Below are 13,570 nucleotides of genomic sequence, written 5' to 3'. Positions count from 1 at the left end.
GGAACCGGAACTGTGCCTGGCGTTTGAAATGTGCCTAGTGTAGTTCAGTGCCATATGACGGGGCCGCCGGCCAGACAGGCCGGCAGAAGGCGCCGGGCGCGGACGCTGCCCGGCTTCTTCGGCGCGCCGCCGAGCTGAAGCGCTTCTCGCGCCGGACCTTCCTCACCGGCGCTGGCGCCTCCACTGTCCTCGCCGCTGACATGCTTTTCACGAAGCAAGTGCAGGAGGAACGGCAGGTCAACAAGATCCTGGTGGTCGAGGATGACTTCGCGCAGAGTTACTTCCCGCACGCCAGCTGGATCCTGTTTCCCGGTTACAAGACCAGCTGGGAAGAGGCCCAGTGGATCCTCAACTCGCTTCGGGGAAGCCTGCGGCTGCGCGGCCAGCTCGCGGCGGCGGGTTATTCGAACCTGGGCCTGGACATCGACCAGCTGGTCATCGCCGTGATCGAGCATGTCCGGGCGCACAACCTCACCACGCTCTACTTCTACGGCCACAGCTTCGGCGGCATGGTGGCCACGCAGGTGGCCGCCCGACTGCTGGAGCTGCACGGCGTAAAGGTGGAGCTGATCGTGCTCGACTGCAGCCCCTACAGCAAGTTCGATGTCCTGGACCAGAGCTGGTTCGACGGCGTGGTGTTCCTCTACGAAAGCGGGTTCCGGATCCCGTCAGTGCTGCGCGGTGGCTACGAACTGGGGGAGCGCGTGGCCCACAAGAATGAGCGCACCTGGGGCCAGATCCTGGACCAGACACTGGAGCAGCTGTCCCCGATCGCCCCCTCGAGCGTGCTGATCCAGACGGAATCCGCCTACATCTACCACTTCGATGCAACGCGCTTCGCGGGCCAGATCGGGGATACCCGCATGGCCTACATCGGAAACCCGCGGGACCAGACCGTCAACTACCAGACAGCCCGTGATTCGTGGGCACACACGTTCGCCGCCAACATGGTCTCGTCCGACCGGCAGACCACCGGGGCGCTGCCGGCACACGCCAGCCCGGGGTGGAATCCGTTCGTGTACCGGCCCATTCTGGAAGACCTGGAGAACGAGATCTTCCCGCTGCCCGGAGGCGGCGGGAAGATGACCCCGTTCTAGACGCAGCCGGCCGGCGGCGTGGCCTGGTCAGATCTGGTTCTTGAGGTCCGCCACGGAGTCCAGCACCTGGTTGGGGCGGAACGGGTAAGCGGCGATTTCGTCGCGCTGCGTGATGCCGCTGAGCACCAGGACGGTGTGCAGCCCGGCTTCCATGCCCGCGATAATGTCGGTGTCCATGCGGTCGCCGATCATCGCGGTGGTCTCCGAGTGCGCGTCGATCTGGTTCATGGCCGAACGGAACATCATGGGGTTCGGCTTGCCCACAATGTATGGTTCCCGTCCCGTGGCCTTGGTGATCAGTGCGGCGATGGCGCCCGTGGCCGGGAGCGGACCCTCCTTGGAGGGGCCGGTGGCGTCCGGGTTGGTGGCGATGAAGCGCGCCCCGGCCAGGATCAGCCGGATGGCCGTGGTGATCGCCTCGAACGAGTACGTGCGGGTTTCGCCGAGCACCACGAAGTCGGGGTTCTGGTCGGTGAGGATGAAGCCGGCCTCGTGGAGCGCCGTCGTCAGCCCCGCCTCGCCGATGGTGTACGCGCGGTTTCCGCTGTCAGGCCCTCCCGCGGAAACCTGGTCCTTCAGGAACTGGGCGGTGGCCAGGGCCGACGTCCAGATGTTCTCCTCCGGGATTTCCAGGCCGGAGGCCCGCAGCCGCGCGGCGAGGTCGCGCGGCGTGAAGATCGAGTTGTTGGTCAGGACCAGGAAGCGCTTTGAGGTGTCCACCCAGCGCTGGATCAGTTCCGGGGCCCCGGGTACAGCCTGGTTCTCATGCACCAGGACCCCGTCCATGTCGGTGAGCCAGCATTCGATCTCCTGGCCGCTGCGGTACACGGCCGCCGATGTCTTTACCTTGTCCGCTTCTGCCATGTCATTCCTTCACCAAGATGTTTGCGTTCGGAGCCCAGTCTAGTGTTGAGGGGTGACGCAAACGCCCGGGACACCCGAACCCCAACCAGACCAAAACGAGACGCCGGAGCCAAAGCCGGAGGTCGGCGTCGGGCCCTGGCAGGGCGAATGGCCTGAAGGTGACCACTGGGATCATGACCTCCTGGCCGACGGCGACCGGCGCAACGTCGTGGACAAGTACCGGTACTGGAAGCACGAGGCGATCGTCGCCGACCTGGATTCCAAGCGGCACGACTTCCACATCGCCATCGAAAACTGGCAGCACGACCTCAATATTGGCACCGTGGTGCGTACTGCCAACGCGTTCCTCGCCAAGGAGGTCCACATCATCGGACGACGGCGGTGGAACCGCCGCGGGGCGATGGTCACCGACCGCTACCAGCACGTCCGCCACCACCCCACCGTGGAGGACTTCGTGGCCTGGGCGCAGGGGGAGGGGCTGGCCATCATCGGAATCGACATCTTCCCCGACTCCGTGCCGCTGGAGACCTACGAGCTGCCGCAGAAGTGCGTGCTGGTGTTCGGCCAAGAGGGCCCGGGGCTGACTCCAGAGGTCCATGAGGCAGCGGAGGCCACCCTGTCCATCGAGCAGTTCGGGTCCACCCGCTCCATCAACGCAGGCTCGGCCGCGGCCATCGCCATGCACGCCTGGGTGCGCCGGCACGTGTTCGGCCAGCACGTCTGATCAGCTGAATCACAGTTTTACTCCCATTGTCCGAAACCCCGGACGAAACGTCGCGGCTTTCCGGTGATGCCGCTCACAGCGCGTGCTCAGATTGATTCAAAAGGTTGGGGGACCTCGATTCGGTCGTCAAAGTGAGGAACAGCATGCAGGCCACAACAAAAACGGGATCAGGGCCGCGCGTTGAGCGCCGCTCCATCGACTTCGTCCCGGAAAACGAACGTCACGGTTCTCCGACACAACAGTTCACCCTGTGGTTCGGAGCGAACATGCAGATCACCGCCATCGTCGATGGCGCCCTCGCAGTGTTGTTCGGCGCTGATGCCCTGTGGGCGATCCTTGGCTTGCTGGTTGGCAACCTTCTGGGCGGGGCCGTCATGGCGCTGCATGCGGCCCAAGGCCCCAAGCTTGGGCTTCCGCAGATGATTTCCAGCCGCGCACAGTTCGGTATTCTGGGCGCCGTTATCCCGCTGGTGCTGGTGGTCGTCATGTACCTTGGGTTCGCCGCCACAGGCACCGTCCTGGCCGGTCGGGCCGTGGACCAGATCCTGCACACCGGCACGCCGGCCGTGGGAATGGTCCTCTTCGGGGCGCTGACCATCCTCGTTGCGACGCTGGGCTACAAGTACATTCACATGATGGGCCGCATCGCCACGATCGTCGGGGTGCTCGGTTTCACCTACCTCGGCATCAGGCTCCTCATGAGCCAGGACGTGGGAGCCCTCCTGGGGGCCGGGAACTTCGAATTTCCCACTTTCTTGCTCGCCATCTCCCTCGGCGCCGGATGGCAACTGACCTATGGGCCCTATGTGGCCGATTACTCCCGCTACCTCCCCTCCAGCACCCCGGCCCGCAAGACGTTCCAGGCGTCCTACTTCGGCACCGTGCTCGGTTCCCAATGGTCCATGACCCTCGGAGCTCTCTTCGCCGCCCTTGCTTTGCCCAAGGGGGAGAGGTTCCTGGACGGCCAGGTCGCCTTCCTCGGACACATGAGTGGCGGGGGCCTCATCGCTGTGGTCATCTACCTGGTCATCGTGATCGGGAAACTTACGGTCAACACCCTGAACGCGTACGGCGGTTACATGACCATGCTGACCTCGGTGACCGCGTTCACCCGCAAATCGGGTGTGGCCACGTGGACGCGGTTCGCATACGTCGTCGGCTTCATCGGGCTGTCCGTGCTTATCGCCGTCCTGGCATCGCCGGACTTCATCGCCAACTTTAAGAATTTCGTGCTGCTGCTGCTCATGGTTTTCATCCCGTGGAGCTCCATCAACCTGGTCGACTACTACCTGATCTCCAAAGAAAAGGTGGATATCCCGGCCCTGTACGACCTGAACGGCCGCTACGGGCGCTGGAACAAGACCGCCCTGATCACCTACGCAGTGGGCATAATCGTACAGATTCCGTTCCTGGCCCAGGCCCTCTACACCGGACCCATGACGAAGCTCCTGGGGGGTGCCGACATCTCCTGGCTCGTGGGACTGGTGGTCACAGCCCTGGTGTACTACCCGCTGGCCAAGAGGAACTCCAACGCGCCATCCCACATGATCTACCCGGCTGAAACGGGTCAGGAAGCGCTGGAGCCAGTGGCGAATCCCTAACCGCCAGCCCAGCCGTCCAGGCAGCCCTGCAGGCCCTGATGCGCCTGCAGCCGACAGCCGGTATTGATGCCTGAGGAGTGTCCCGGCCACACACGTGGCCGGGACACTCCTCAGTTTGTGGGCAGCCGGCCACGGATACCCAGCCTGCGCGATATCTCGCGGGCACAACGGTTCACCTCCGGAATCCACTCACCGGCCACGTCTTCAATCCGCATTGCCCGTTCCTCCGGCGTTTCGGCATCCTTGGCGCGCCGCGCGCCACCAGGCGGAAACGCCCGGTTGGGGACGGTCAATGTGACGCTGGCCACGGGATAGCGCGCCCGGTCCAGGACGGCAACAGCAACGGAAGAGTACCCAACAGTGATTTCATCCTGTTCCCATGCGTAGCCCAAGGACCGCGCCCGCGACAGCAAATCCTGCAGGGCCGGTAAGGACTGCGGCCCGTTGTCATTGCGAACCGTGAAGGCCTCCGGGCCCGGAAACAAGGCGGCGACCTGGGCAGGATCCATCTGCGCCATCATCGCCCTGCCACTGGCCGTCAGATGTGCCGGAAGCCGGACACCGGTGTCTGTCACCAGAGGGCGCTGGCGCGGAGCGCGTTCTTCGATGACGTAAACGACGTCACGGCCGTGCATCACCGCAAGGTGGGCAGTGCGACGGGTTCGCCCCACCAGCCGCGCGAGCGGGTGGCGTGCGATGCGCTGAAGAGGGGCCTGCCGTGAATAACCGGTTCCGAGTTCGTGCGCCGTGACACCCAGCGCATACTTTTGTTCCTCCGGAAGGTGGACCAGAAACCCGTCATCAACCAAGGCCGCGATCAACTGGTACGTCGTTGACCGCGGCACTCCCACGTCACGGGCGATAACCGAGGCAGCCACCGGGCCGGCCTGTTCCGCGACGTACCTAAGAACGGCCAGAACCTGTACAGCGGCCGGGGCTTTGGGGCGCAGCGATGAGCTACTCACACTCCCAGAATACGCCCGGGGTGTCCGGCATACCGGACACGAGGCCAGGGCGCGCACCACCGCGGCATTTGCGGCAGCGATGGACCCGAGCAAACGAGGCGGCTGCTCCACGGCAGGGGGGTGGCTGAAGGGAACTCCTGATCTCCGGCCGCAAGTGTTACCGGGCCGGGTGACGCGAACCACGGCCTGTGCGAAGAAATGGCTAGGATGGTTCCTAGCCGACGAGGTTCACTCCAGGGTCAACGAAACCCGCAGACGAAATTCGATTTAGGAGTCAGCATGCCCATTGCAACCCCCGATATTTATGCCGACATGATCGACCGTGCCAAGAAGGGCGGCTACGCGTTCCCGGCCGTCAACGTCACCTCCTCCCAGACGCTGAACGCTGCGCTGCGTGGTTTCGCGGAGGCCGAGTCTGACGGCATTGTGCAGGTTTCCACCGGTGGTGCTGCGTACTGGTCGGGTGCTTCGACCAAGGACATGGTTGCCGGGTCGCTGGGTTTCGCCGCGTTCGCCCGTGAGGTGGCGAAGAACTACAACGTGAACATCGCCCTGCACACGGACCACTGCCCGAAGGACAAGCTGGACGGTTTTGTGCTGCCTTTGCTGGCCGCGTCCGAGGCCGAGGTCAAGGCCGGCCGGAACCCGCTCTTCAACTCCCACATGTGGGACGGTTCGGCGGAGACGCTGCAGGAGAACCTGCGGATCGCCCGTGAACTGCTGGCCCGCACGGCTGCGGCGAAGATGATCCTTGAGGTCGAGATCGGCACGGTTGGCGGCGAGGAGGACGGCGTCGAGCACGAGATCAACGAAAAGCTCTACACCACTGTCGAGGACGCGCTGGCCACCATCGACGCGCTCGGCGCCGGGGAGAACGGCCGGTACATCACGGCGCTGACGTTCGGGAATGTGCACGGGGTGTACAAGCCGGGCGGGGTGAAGCTGCGCCCGGAGATCCTGAAGGACATCCAGGCCCAGGTCGGTGCGAAGATCGGCAAGGAGAACCCGTTCGACCTGGTCTTCCATGGCGGTTCGGGGTCCTCGGACCAGGAGATCGCGGACGCGGTCTCTTACGGCACGATCAAGATGAACATCGACACGGACACGCAGTACGCGTACACCCGCCCGGTGGCGGACCACATGTTCCGCAACTACGACGGTGTGCTGAAGGTCGACGGCGAGGTGGGCAACAAGAAGACCTACGACCCCCGTGTCTGGGGCGCCTCCGCCGAAGCCGGCCTCGCCGCCCGCGTTGTTGAGGCAACCCAGCAGCTGGGTTCCGCGGGCAAGACCTTCTAGCCATGTCCGACGAGTTCCGCAAGAACCTGCTGGGCCCCGAGCCCACGCTCCTGCCTGCCGAGACCGAGGTGTACCAGCACCTCGCGCTCGGCGCTGAGGCGCTGGACCTCGTGGAAAAGCACCCCACATCGTCGCTGTTGTGGGCCGTCCTGGCCGAGGAGGCGTGGGCGGAAGGCCGCACCATCGATTCCTACGCCTACGCGCGGGTCGGCTACCACCGCGGCCTGGACTCGCTCCGCCGCAACGGCTGGCGCGGCGTGGGGCCCATTCCGTGGGAGCACGAGCCCAACCGCGGCTTCCTGCGGGCGCTTTACTCGCTGGGCCGGGCCTCGGCCGCCATCAATGAGGCAGAGGAGCCCGAGCGCATCGAGAAGTTCCTCAACGACTCGGACCCGGCAGCCAAAGCAGCTATCGAGGCCAAGCAGCACAGCTCCCCACCGCGTCCCTAGCTTCGCTCCGCTCAGCCAGGGAACCCTCCGCGGCGGAGGCCCCGTTAACGACGGCGGGCGGTCACCTTCTCAAGGAAGGTGGCCGCCCGCCGGCCTTATGCTAGCTGGCTTTCTGCAGGCCGGTGCGGGCCATTGCGTCGGCGTAGGCGACGTGCATCTCGTCCAGGTACTGCTTCTGCCGCTCGGGGGTTCCGGCGAAGGAGCGGCCGCCCAGGGAACGGACCTTGTAGGTCTTCAGTCCGCGGCGCCACAGCAGGGGAACTTCGGTCTTCAGCAGCAGGCCGGCGAGGCGGTTGGCCTCGGTGCCGTGGGCCACGATGACCGAAGCGCGGGGCACCAGGGCCAGGACCTTCAGCAGCGGCTTGAGGCCGGCCTGGATCTGGTCGGGAGTGAACTTGCCGTTCGGCTCGCCCGGTGTGTGCCACGGGTGCACATTCCACGGCATGATGTATTCCGGCCTCAGGCCCAGCTTCCACTGGAGGCCCAGCATCCGGGTGGCGGCATCGTCATCGCCCGGCATGATGAAGCCGGTAGGCGATGCCGTGCCGATGTTGGAGAAGAGGCTGATGATGCGGCATTCGTCGACGTCGTGCGCGGGGTCGACGTACGGCACCTGGGTGCCCGGCTTGGCGGTCTGCAACGTGTCGCAGAGCTCATTGACAGCGGCAACGTTGGGCTCGTAACGGCGCCTCAGAAGCTGTTCGTGGAAGGATTCGGTAGCCAGAGCGGTCATATGGTGCTGTGTCTCCTGCAGGGTGGGTCGCGCCGCCGCGCCGCAGGCCGGCACGCCGCAGGCGGGCCGAACGCGGCGTGGAGTGAAATGAGGTGTGGACCGGTACCTGACCGGTCCTCCCCAGTTTAGCAAGGGGTCCGGCTCGCTATGCCCATTCCGCTGCGTGCCTCCGTGGCGGAGTCGCGCAGAAGGGGGCCCGCAGGGCAGCAAATGAGGGCTAAATCACTTCCAGAGCCGTTTTGTGGCGAGGCGCGCGCCCTCTCCGAGAGCCTGGAGTTTGGCGACGGCGATCTGCGGGTGGACCCGGCCGCCGAGTCCGCAGTCGGTGGAGGCGATCACGCTCTCGCGCCCAACGAGTTTGGCAAAGCGTTCGATCCGGTCTGCCACCAGCTCCGGATGTTCCACGACGTTGGTGGCGTGCGAGACTACGCCCGGAATGATGACCTTGCCCTCGGGAAGCTTGGTGTCTTCCCACACGCGCCATTCGTGCTCGTGGCGGACATTGGCTGCCTCGAACGAGTAGCCGCCGGCATTGATCTGCAGGACTGAGCTGATGATGTCGGCAAACGGGATGTCAGTGGTGTGGGGGCCGTGCCAGGATCCCCAGCAGACGTGCAGCCGGATCTGCTCCTCGGGCAGGTCGCGGAGGGCCCAGTTGGTGGCCTCGACCCGGAGCTGGATGAAATTGAGGTAGTCCTCAAGGCTGGGCTCCGGGTTGATCTGGTCCCAGCTCTCCGCCAGCGACGGGTCATCGAGCTGGACGGTCAGTCCGGCATCGATGATTGCCTTGTATTCCTCCCGCATGGCGTCAGCGCAGGCGTAGACCAGTTCCTCTTCGGTCTTGTAGTACTCGTTGGCCACCCGTGCGCAGGAGCCAGGGGAGAGCGACGCTACGAATCCCTCGGTAAGGCCGGCTGCCTGCAGGCCGGCTTTGAGGTTGGTGACGTCCGACGCCACGAGGTCCTGTCCGGTGTAGGTCAGCGGGCCGGCGATCTTGGGCTGTGCCACGCTCTTGCGGTGGGCGAGGATCCCGGAGGAGGGGTCGTTGTAGGCGTCATTGAACTTCTGCCGGTCCCGGCGGTCAGGGAACGAGGTCAGGACGATGTTGCCCGGCGTGGAACGGTGCACCCCGGCATCGGCCCAGCGGTCCACGTTGGTGGGTTCGAGGCCGCCCAGGCGGGCGAACGAGTAGTTCCACCACGCGCCGTAATCCACGCTGTTGGACATCGTGTGGCCGTATTCGCCGTCGTTGGGGATGTCGATGCCCAGGTCCTTTTGGCGCTGGACGATGTCCACCACCGAGGTCTCCAGCAGGTCAAGGAACTCCGGCGTAATGCCGTCGGCTTCCTTGGCTGCGTTGGCGGCAATGAGCTCAGGGGTGCGGGGCAGGGAACCGGCGTGGGTGACGCGGATGTGGTCAGTATTCAGCGACAAGGCTGGGTTTCCTTTCCATCGGTCCTGGCGGTAGCACCTTTACGGACGGCAGGCGGATGGCGCTGCCTTTCGGTGGCAAGGTTGCTGCGGCGTCAGCGATCCAGGTCTCTCGGCCGCTCGGGATGGTCCATTCCCACTTAAATCGATTCCTTTCGGGCGGGCAAATCGGCACTGGTTTGTGTCGCCCGGTGGCGGCTGAATCGGCCGCGAACTGGAGTTAGCCGAGGCACCCCCAAAACGGTTAACTTGACTTGACCTGCGCAAATGATCAGGTCGTGCTATCGGTTTTTTGGGGGAAACACCGATGCTCCCCCATACCTGCAGCCGAATTTCTATCGCTCGGTACACATCTAAATTTGGGGGAAACAATGGTTGCTTCAACCAGCGCTGAGCCGCGCGCAAAAGCTACGAAAGTCCGGGCAATTCTGGCGGCCGGGCTTGTCCTGGGAGTCGGTGCGGCCTTCACGCTCGCTGCCTGGACTGACAATGAATGGGTGTTCGGCCAAAGCGGCAACGGCGGCGGCCCGGGAACGAAGACCTATCACATGCAGCAGAACACCTGGACCGGGACGGGAGGGGCAGCCGTCTGGGGTGATAAGGACGCGGCGCCCGGTGGGGCCCTGACTTTCAGCGTCAACGCGGACAACCTGGTGCCCGGCAGCACCGTCTACGCTCCCATGCAGCTGCGCGCGGCGGCCGGTTCTGAGGCGCTGGTGGCCCGACTGACGCAGGCCGTGCAGTCCACTCCCATCGACTCGGTGACCAACTCCTCGGTTCTCTACTCCGAGCTGAGGTACGAGGCGAAGCAGAATGTGGACAAGGCGCTGTGCAACGCCACAGGCTTCCCGGCTGTTGGGACCAACATCGTTCCTGCAGGATCCCCGCTGGGCACTATTTCCGAACCCGGAGTGGCTAACAACATCGTTCTCCCGGCGGCGGGTGACACAGTGACGGACGGTGCCGCCGTCGATATCTGCTTTGCGCTCACGCTCCCGTCAAGTGCTGCAGATACTCTTCAGGGGCTGAAGACAGTTCCGCTCTGGAAGTTCACGAGCACCGTCGGCTCGTAGCCACTGGCCATGCCGGAAGTAATTGCCGGGCAAGGATCTCGGTCCCGTGCGGCCCCGGTGCCGCGCGGGGCGGCGGTCCCGCACATCCTGTTGCGCGTCCTCAAAATCATCCGTGAAATTTCCCTGACGCTGGTGGCCGTTCTGGGGCTGCTGTGCATTCTGGCTCTGATCCTCGGGTTCGTCTTCAAGGCGTCCTTCGTGGTCTTCCGGACAGGTTCCATGGAGCCCCAATATCCGGTGGGCGCTTTGTCCCTGACAGTCCAAGTCCAGGCGGAAGACCTGGTACCGGGCGACGTCGTGTCCGTAAAACGTGAGGACTCCAGCGTGCTGATCACCCACCGTGTGGTTTCCGTGACGCGGCCTGAATCGGCGGGAGGTAAAGCGTCGCTGATTCTCAAGGGCGATGCGAACAGCTCCCAGGACCCCTTGCCCTACGAAGTTGCCACCGCCCAGAAAGTGCTGGTGACGGTGCCGGTTGTCGGCTCATGGCTGATGACGGTCAGGGGCCCGGGGTTCATTGCCGGAGCAACACTTGCCCTGGCAGCGCTGGTGCTCTGGGCGTACTGGCCTAAACGGCAGACGCGTCAGGCAACGTAATGCAACCGGGCATCGGCTCAACGGGGAGGTGGAGAGAATGCGCGGAATTAGAGGCTGTCCGGGACGTTGGAGGGCCGGATTCGCGTTGGCACTGACGGTCGTAGCGGCCGGCCCCGGTGCTGCACTTGCCGCCGAAGACCTGGTTCCGGTGCCCGAGACCGGGGCTCCGGGTTTGCTGTCCCTCTCGTCCTCTGTCTATCCCCTGACGCTGCCCGTCCTTGAGCCGGCCGAGTCCTTCAGCTGGCAGATCGGCCTGACAATGACGGAACCGACGGCAGCGTCCAGGCTGCAGGTGACCGCGGGCGGGGAAATCGCCGGAACCGACAGGTACGTGGTCGCGGTGGAGGAGTGTGCTGTGCAGTGGCAGGGGACCAGCGGACTGAACGGAAGCCTGAGCTGCCCATCCGGCTCCATCTCCAAGATTGCGCCTACGACACTGGCGGCGCTTCGCCAGGATGTCCAGGTTCCGCTGAGCGACCTTCGCGCAGGCACGGCGTCCTTTCTGCGGTTTACCCTTTCCCGGCCCGCCAGCTCTGCAGAATCTGGCGGCACTTCACTGACGCTGGGGATTGGTGTGAGCGCCATGGGGGAGTCCGCCGGGGGCGCGTCGTTTCCAGATCCAGACCCGTCGCCAGGGCCAGGCCAATCGCCGGGGCCAGGCCAATCACCGGAGCCAACCCAACCACCGCGGCCGGAGCAACCGCCGGCGCCCGGCGAGCCGGGGGAGGCGGGCCCGCCGATGGACACCAGCCCGGGTGGAACCGGCGGGACAGATGCCGGGCTGGGTGACACCGGTGCTGCCGTCCTGCCGGCGCTCTTCGCGGGCGGCGCCCTGGTGCTGCTTGGCGCCGCCGTTGTTGCAGGCTTCCGCGGTTCGCGTGCTTCCACAAGGACCACCCGATGAGGGCCAGTCTGAAAAGGGCAGCCCGGGGCGTCGTGGATCGGCCGCGGCATTCGCTGCTGGTTGCCGCGGTGGCCGCCATTTCACTCGCGGCCGGGACGACCATCACCAGTGCCGCCTGGACCGACGACGAATGGGTGCACGGCGCCGTCGGCGTCGGATCACCCGGTGACTGCACCAGCAATAGCCTCTTCACCAGCCAGTCCTGGGCGCGGCAGGTGAGCGGCAGCATCCTGGACGTGGGGCTGGACTCCATCGCCGGCGTCGAGGGCCTCACCGTGACGAACAACGGAACCACGGCGTCGCCGGCGCCTGTCACCGCCACCCCGGTGCCCGGCACAACGGACGCCTTCATCAGCAAGCTGCCCGTCACCGTCCTGGGCGGGACTGTTGTTGAGGCGGGCCTGGGCCTCGGTGTCCCCGTTGGCGGGATCGGCAGTTACACCCAGTGGGCGCAGGCACGGAAGAACGGGCAGTCGCATGGCGCCTCCGGTCTGGTCTCGGACCAGTCGGGCGCAACTGACGTGGGCGGAACCGCAAACGGTGCCGCCACGGCGCCGAGGGCCGCAAGCATTTCGCTCGGGAACATCGTCCCCGGTTCGCTAGCCGGTGTAACGCTCGACGTCGGCGCTGTTGCTTCGTCTGCCGCGCTGGACGGTTGCGTCATGACCAACGGCTGGCCGACCTTGGACACTACGCCTGCCGTCCAGCGCGACTACGGCATCGCCAGCCTGGACCTGAACGCCCACGTGCCCGCCGTTGGCGCGCTCTCCTCACAGGGCACGGCGTCAGTGGGACCGGTTCTGAGCCAGCTGAACTCACTGACGGAAACAAGCCGGCTCGCGACGGCCGTATCCGACGACATCTCCGATATCGTTGAACCGCTTCTTGGCCTCACTGGAGGTATCCACGAGATCAGCACCAGCGTTACCGTTTCTGTACCGAACGCCTCAACCGTATCTTCCCTGATGACGGAGTCCATGACGGACCGCGACGGCATAGTCACGGTAGATCTCGGCAGAGGAACGGTCATGGTGGATCTCGCCACGCTAACAGGAAGCGCAACCGGGCTAAACAACATGGGACCCAACCATGAGGTTGTACTCGACGCGGCCATGATCGCTACTGTCACCGGCAAAGTGACGTCTCTCCTCGAGGACTGGAAGACCCGGGTTTTGGAGGCCTTCACGCTCAAAACCACCACGAACATGACGCTGAAATTAGCCGGCCTCGACGTAGCCACCGTGGCGGTCAATGTTGGGCCGTCGACGCTGGGCCAGATCCTCGATGGAACGGCGCCGCCCCCCGTCGTGACCTCCAAAGTACTTGGCCTCGATGTTGGAGGTGCCGTCAAAGCGGTGCTGGGGCCCGTAACAGCAGCCCTGACCAACGGAGCCAACGCCGCGGTGACGGATGCACTGAACGCGACAATCTTCAATGCAGGACTCCCTGCACTGGGCACCAGCCTCCAGTCGCTCATCACGCCGGTGATCAACGCCGTCGGATCCGTCCTCGACGCAGTCAGCTCGCACGTGGCCATGAACGTTAACGTCCGGCCCGACCAGCCCTGGCCGGGCACCAAACCCGCGGACGTCACTGCGGCCGCCGGAGAGTACAAGGTTTCGGCCGTGAGAGTCGGGCTGATCGACAACGCAGGGCTACTTAGCCTCTCCATCGGGAATTCCTCGGCCGGCCCTGTGGCGCTGCGTGTCCCGTGAGCGTGCCGCGACACGGGAGGAACCCGTGCAATCCGCTAAACTTGGGTGGTAAGAGCCCCGGGGCCGATGCGCCGCTGGTTCCTGCAGAGGAACAGCGAAAGCCGGTCCACTCGGGGCA

At 65.0% G+C, this 13,570-nt stretch carries 13 protein-coding genes; 9 read left to right on the top strand and 4 right to left on the bottom strand.

The features are described from left to right. The first annotated feature begins 47 nt into the window (after positions 1-47). Positions 48-1,097, top strand: coding sequence for a thioesterase domain-containing protein (locus ABIE00_RS20665; RefSeq protein ID WP_354262525.1), 1,050 nt, complete (start codon positions 48-50; stop codon positions 1,095-1,097). Between the two features lie 27 nt (positions 1,098-1,124). Here ABIE00_RS20665 and ABIE00_RS20660 read toward each other — a convergent pair whose 3' ends face one another. Beyond that, positions 1,125-1,961 (bottom strand): HAD-IIA family hydrolase, encoded by an 837-nt coding sequence (locus ABIE00_RS20660; RefSeq protein WP_331570796.1) that lies wholly within the window; start codon positions 1,959-1,961, stop codon positions 1,125-1,127. 52 nt (positions 1,962-2,013) lie between these two features. Here ABIE00_RS20660 and ABIE00_RS20655 point away from each other — a divergent pair, with 52 nt between their 5' ends. After that, positions 2,014-2,685 carry a TrmH family RNA methyltransferase gene (locus ABIE00_RS20655; RefSeq protein ID WP_331570798.1) on the top strand — a complete coding sequence of 224 codons (672 nt, stop codon included), beginning with the start codon at positions 2,014-2,016 and terminating at the stop codon, positions 2,683-2,685. A 143-nt stretch (positions 2,686-2,828) separates the two neighbouring features. Continuing rightward, entirely contained in the window at positions 2,829-4,286 is a 1,458-nt protein-coding gene (locus tag ABIE00_RS20650) for a purine-cytosine permease family protein (RefSeq protein ID WP_354262524.1), read from the top strand. Between the two features lie 110 nt (positions 4,287-4,396). Here the strand turns inward: ABIE00_RS20650 and ABIE00_RS20645 are convergent, their stop codons facing one another. After that, on the bottom strand, positions 4,397-5,251 hold the full coding sequence (locus ABIE00_RS20645; RefSeq protein ID WP_354262523.1) for an IclR family transcriptional regulator: 855 nt from the start codon (positions 5,249-5,251) through the stop codon (positions 4,397-4,399). 279 nt (positions 5,252-5,530) lie between these two features. Between ABIE00_RS20645 and fbaA the strand changes: the two genes are divergently transcribed. Together fbaA and ABIE00_RS20635 are read left to right on the top strand one after the other, a co-directional pair. After that, on the top strand, positions 5,531-6,550 hold the full coding sequence (gene fbaA / locus ABIE00_RS20640; protein ID WP_354262522.1) for a class II fructose-bisphosphate aldolase: 1,020 nt from the start codon (positions 5,531-5,533) through the stop codon (positions 6,548-6,550). A gap of 2 nt (positions 6,551-6,552) precedes the next feature. Further along, a complete protein-coding gene (locus ABIE00_RS20635) occupies positions 6,553-6,999 on the top strand; it encodes a DUF3151 domain-containing protein (RefSeq protein WP_354262521.1) in 447 nt (148 codons plus the stop codon). A 100-nt stretch (positions 7,000-7,099) separates the two neighbouring features. On the opposite strand, the gene ABIE00_RS20630 is transcribed toward ABIE00_RS20635, so the two are convergent. Both ABIE00_RS20630 and ABIE00_RS20625 read right to left on the bottom strand, forming a co-directional pair. Beyond that, positions 7,100-7,732 carry a uracil-DNA glycosylase family protein gene (locus tag ABIE00_RS20630; protein WP_354262520.1) on the bottom strand — a complete coding sequence of 211 codons (633 nt, stop codon included), beginning with the start codon at positions 7,730-7,732 and terminating at the stop codon, positions 7,100-7,102. Between the two features lie 222 nt (positions 7,733-7,954). After that, positions 7,955-9,166, bottom strand: a complete 1,212-nt coding sequence (locus ABIE00_RS20625; protein WP_354262519.1) for a cobalamin-independent methionine synthase II family protein — start codon at positions 9,164-9,166, stop codon at positions 7,955-7,957. 368 nt (positions 9,167-9,534) lie between these two features. On the opposite strand from ABIE00_RS20625, the gene ABIE00_RS20620 reads away from it, so the two are divergent. From ABIE00_RS20620 to ABIE00_RS20605, 4 genes are read left to right on the top strand one after another with little or no spacing between them, the layout of a single operon-like run. Then, positions 9,535-10,236: a SipW-dependent-type signal peptide-containing protein gene (locus tag ABIE00_RS20620; RefSeq protein ID WP_354262518.1), complete on the top strand. Its 702-nt coding sequence runs from the start codon at positions 9,535-9,537 to the stop codon at positions 10,234-10,236. Between the two features lie 9 nt (positions 10,237-10,245). Continuing rightward, positions 10,246-10,833 (top strand): signal peptidase I, encoded by a 588-nt coding sequence (locus tag ABIE00_RS20615; RefSeq protein WP_354262517.1) that lies wholly within the window; start codon positions 10,246-10,248, stop codon positions 10,831-10,833. Between the two features lie 37 nt (positions 10,834-10,870). Beyond that, positions 10,871-11,737 (top strand): hypothetical protein, encoded by an 867-nt coding sequence (locus ABIE00_RS20610; RefSeq protein WP_354262515.1) that lies wholly within the window; start codon positions 10,871-10,873, stop codon positions 11,735-11,737. Next, entirely contained in the window at positions 11,734-13,452 is a 1,719-nt protein-coding gene (locus ABIE00_RS20605) for a choice-of-anchor G family protein (RefSeq protein WP_354262514.1), read from the top strand. The genes ABIE00_RS20610 and ABIE00_RS20605 overlap by 4 nt, the downstream gene beginning before the upstream one ends. Positions 13,453-13,570 lie beyond the last annotated feature (118 nt).

This window comes from Arthrobacter sp. OAP107 (assembly GCF_040546765.1).
GTDB lineage: Bacteria > Actinomycetota > Actinomycetes > Actinomycetales > Micrococcaceae > Arthrobacter.
This window is presented reverse-complemented; position numbering and strand designations above follow the sequence as displayed.

Bases quoted from the DNA above. Each gene is read 5' to 3' on its own strand.
- ABIE00_RS20610 (WP_354262515.1), top strand. From the start codon at position 10,871: ATGCGCGGAATTAGAGGCTGTCCGGGACGTTGGAGGGCCGGATTCGCG.
- ABIE00_RS20620 (WP_354262518.1), top strand. From the start codon at position 9,535: ATGGTTGCTTCAACCAGCGCTGAGCCGCGCGCAAAAGCTACGAAAGTC.
- ABIE00_RS20660 (WP_331570796.1), bottom strand. From the start codon at position 1,961: ATGGCAGAAGCGGACAAGGTAAAGACATCGGCGGCCGTGTACCGCAGC.
- ABIE00_RS20615 (WP_354262517.1), top strand. From the start codon at position 10,246: ATGCCGGAAGTAATTGCCGGGCAAGGATCTCGGTCCCGTGCGGCCCCG.
- ABIE00_RS20605 (WP_354262514.1), top strand. From the start codon at position 11,734: ATGAGGGCCAGTCTGAAAAGGGCAGCCCGGGGCGTCGTGGATCGGCCG.
- fbaA (WP_354262522.1), top strand. From the start codon at position 5,531: ATGCCCATTGCAACCCCCGATATTTATGCCGACATGATCGACCGTGCC.
- ABIE00_RS20635 (WP_354262521.1), top strand. From the start codon at position 6,553: ATGTCCGACGAGTTCCGCAAGAACCTGCTGGGCCCCGAGCCCACGCTC.
- ABIE00_RS20650 (WP_354262524.1), top strand. From the start codon at position 2,829: ATGCAGGCCACAACAAAAACGGGATCAGGGCCGCGCGTTGAGCGCCGC.
- ABIE00_RS20630 (WP_354262520.1), bottom strand. From the start codon at position 7,732: ATGACCGCTCTGGCTACCGAATCCTTCCACGAACAGCTTCTGAGGCGC.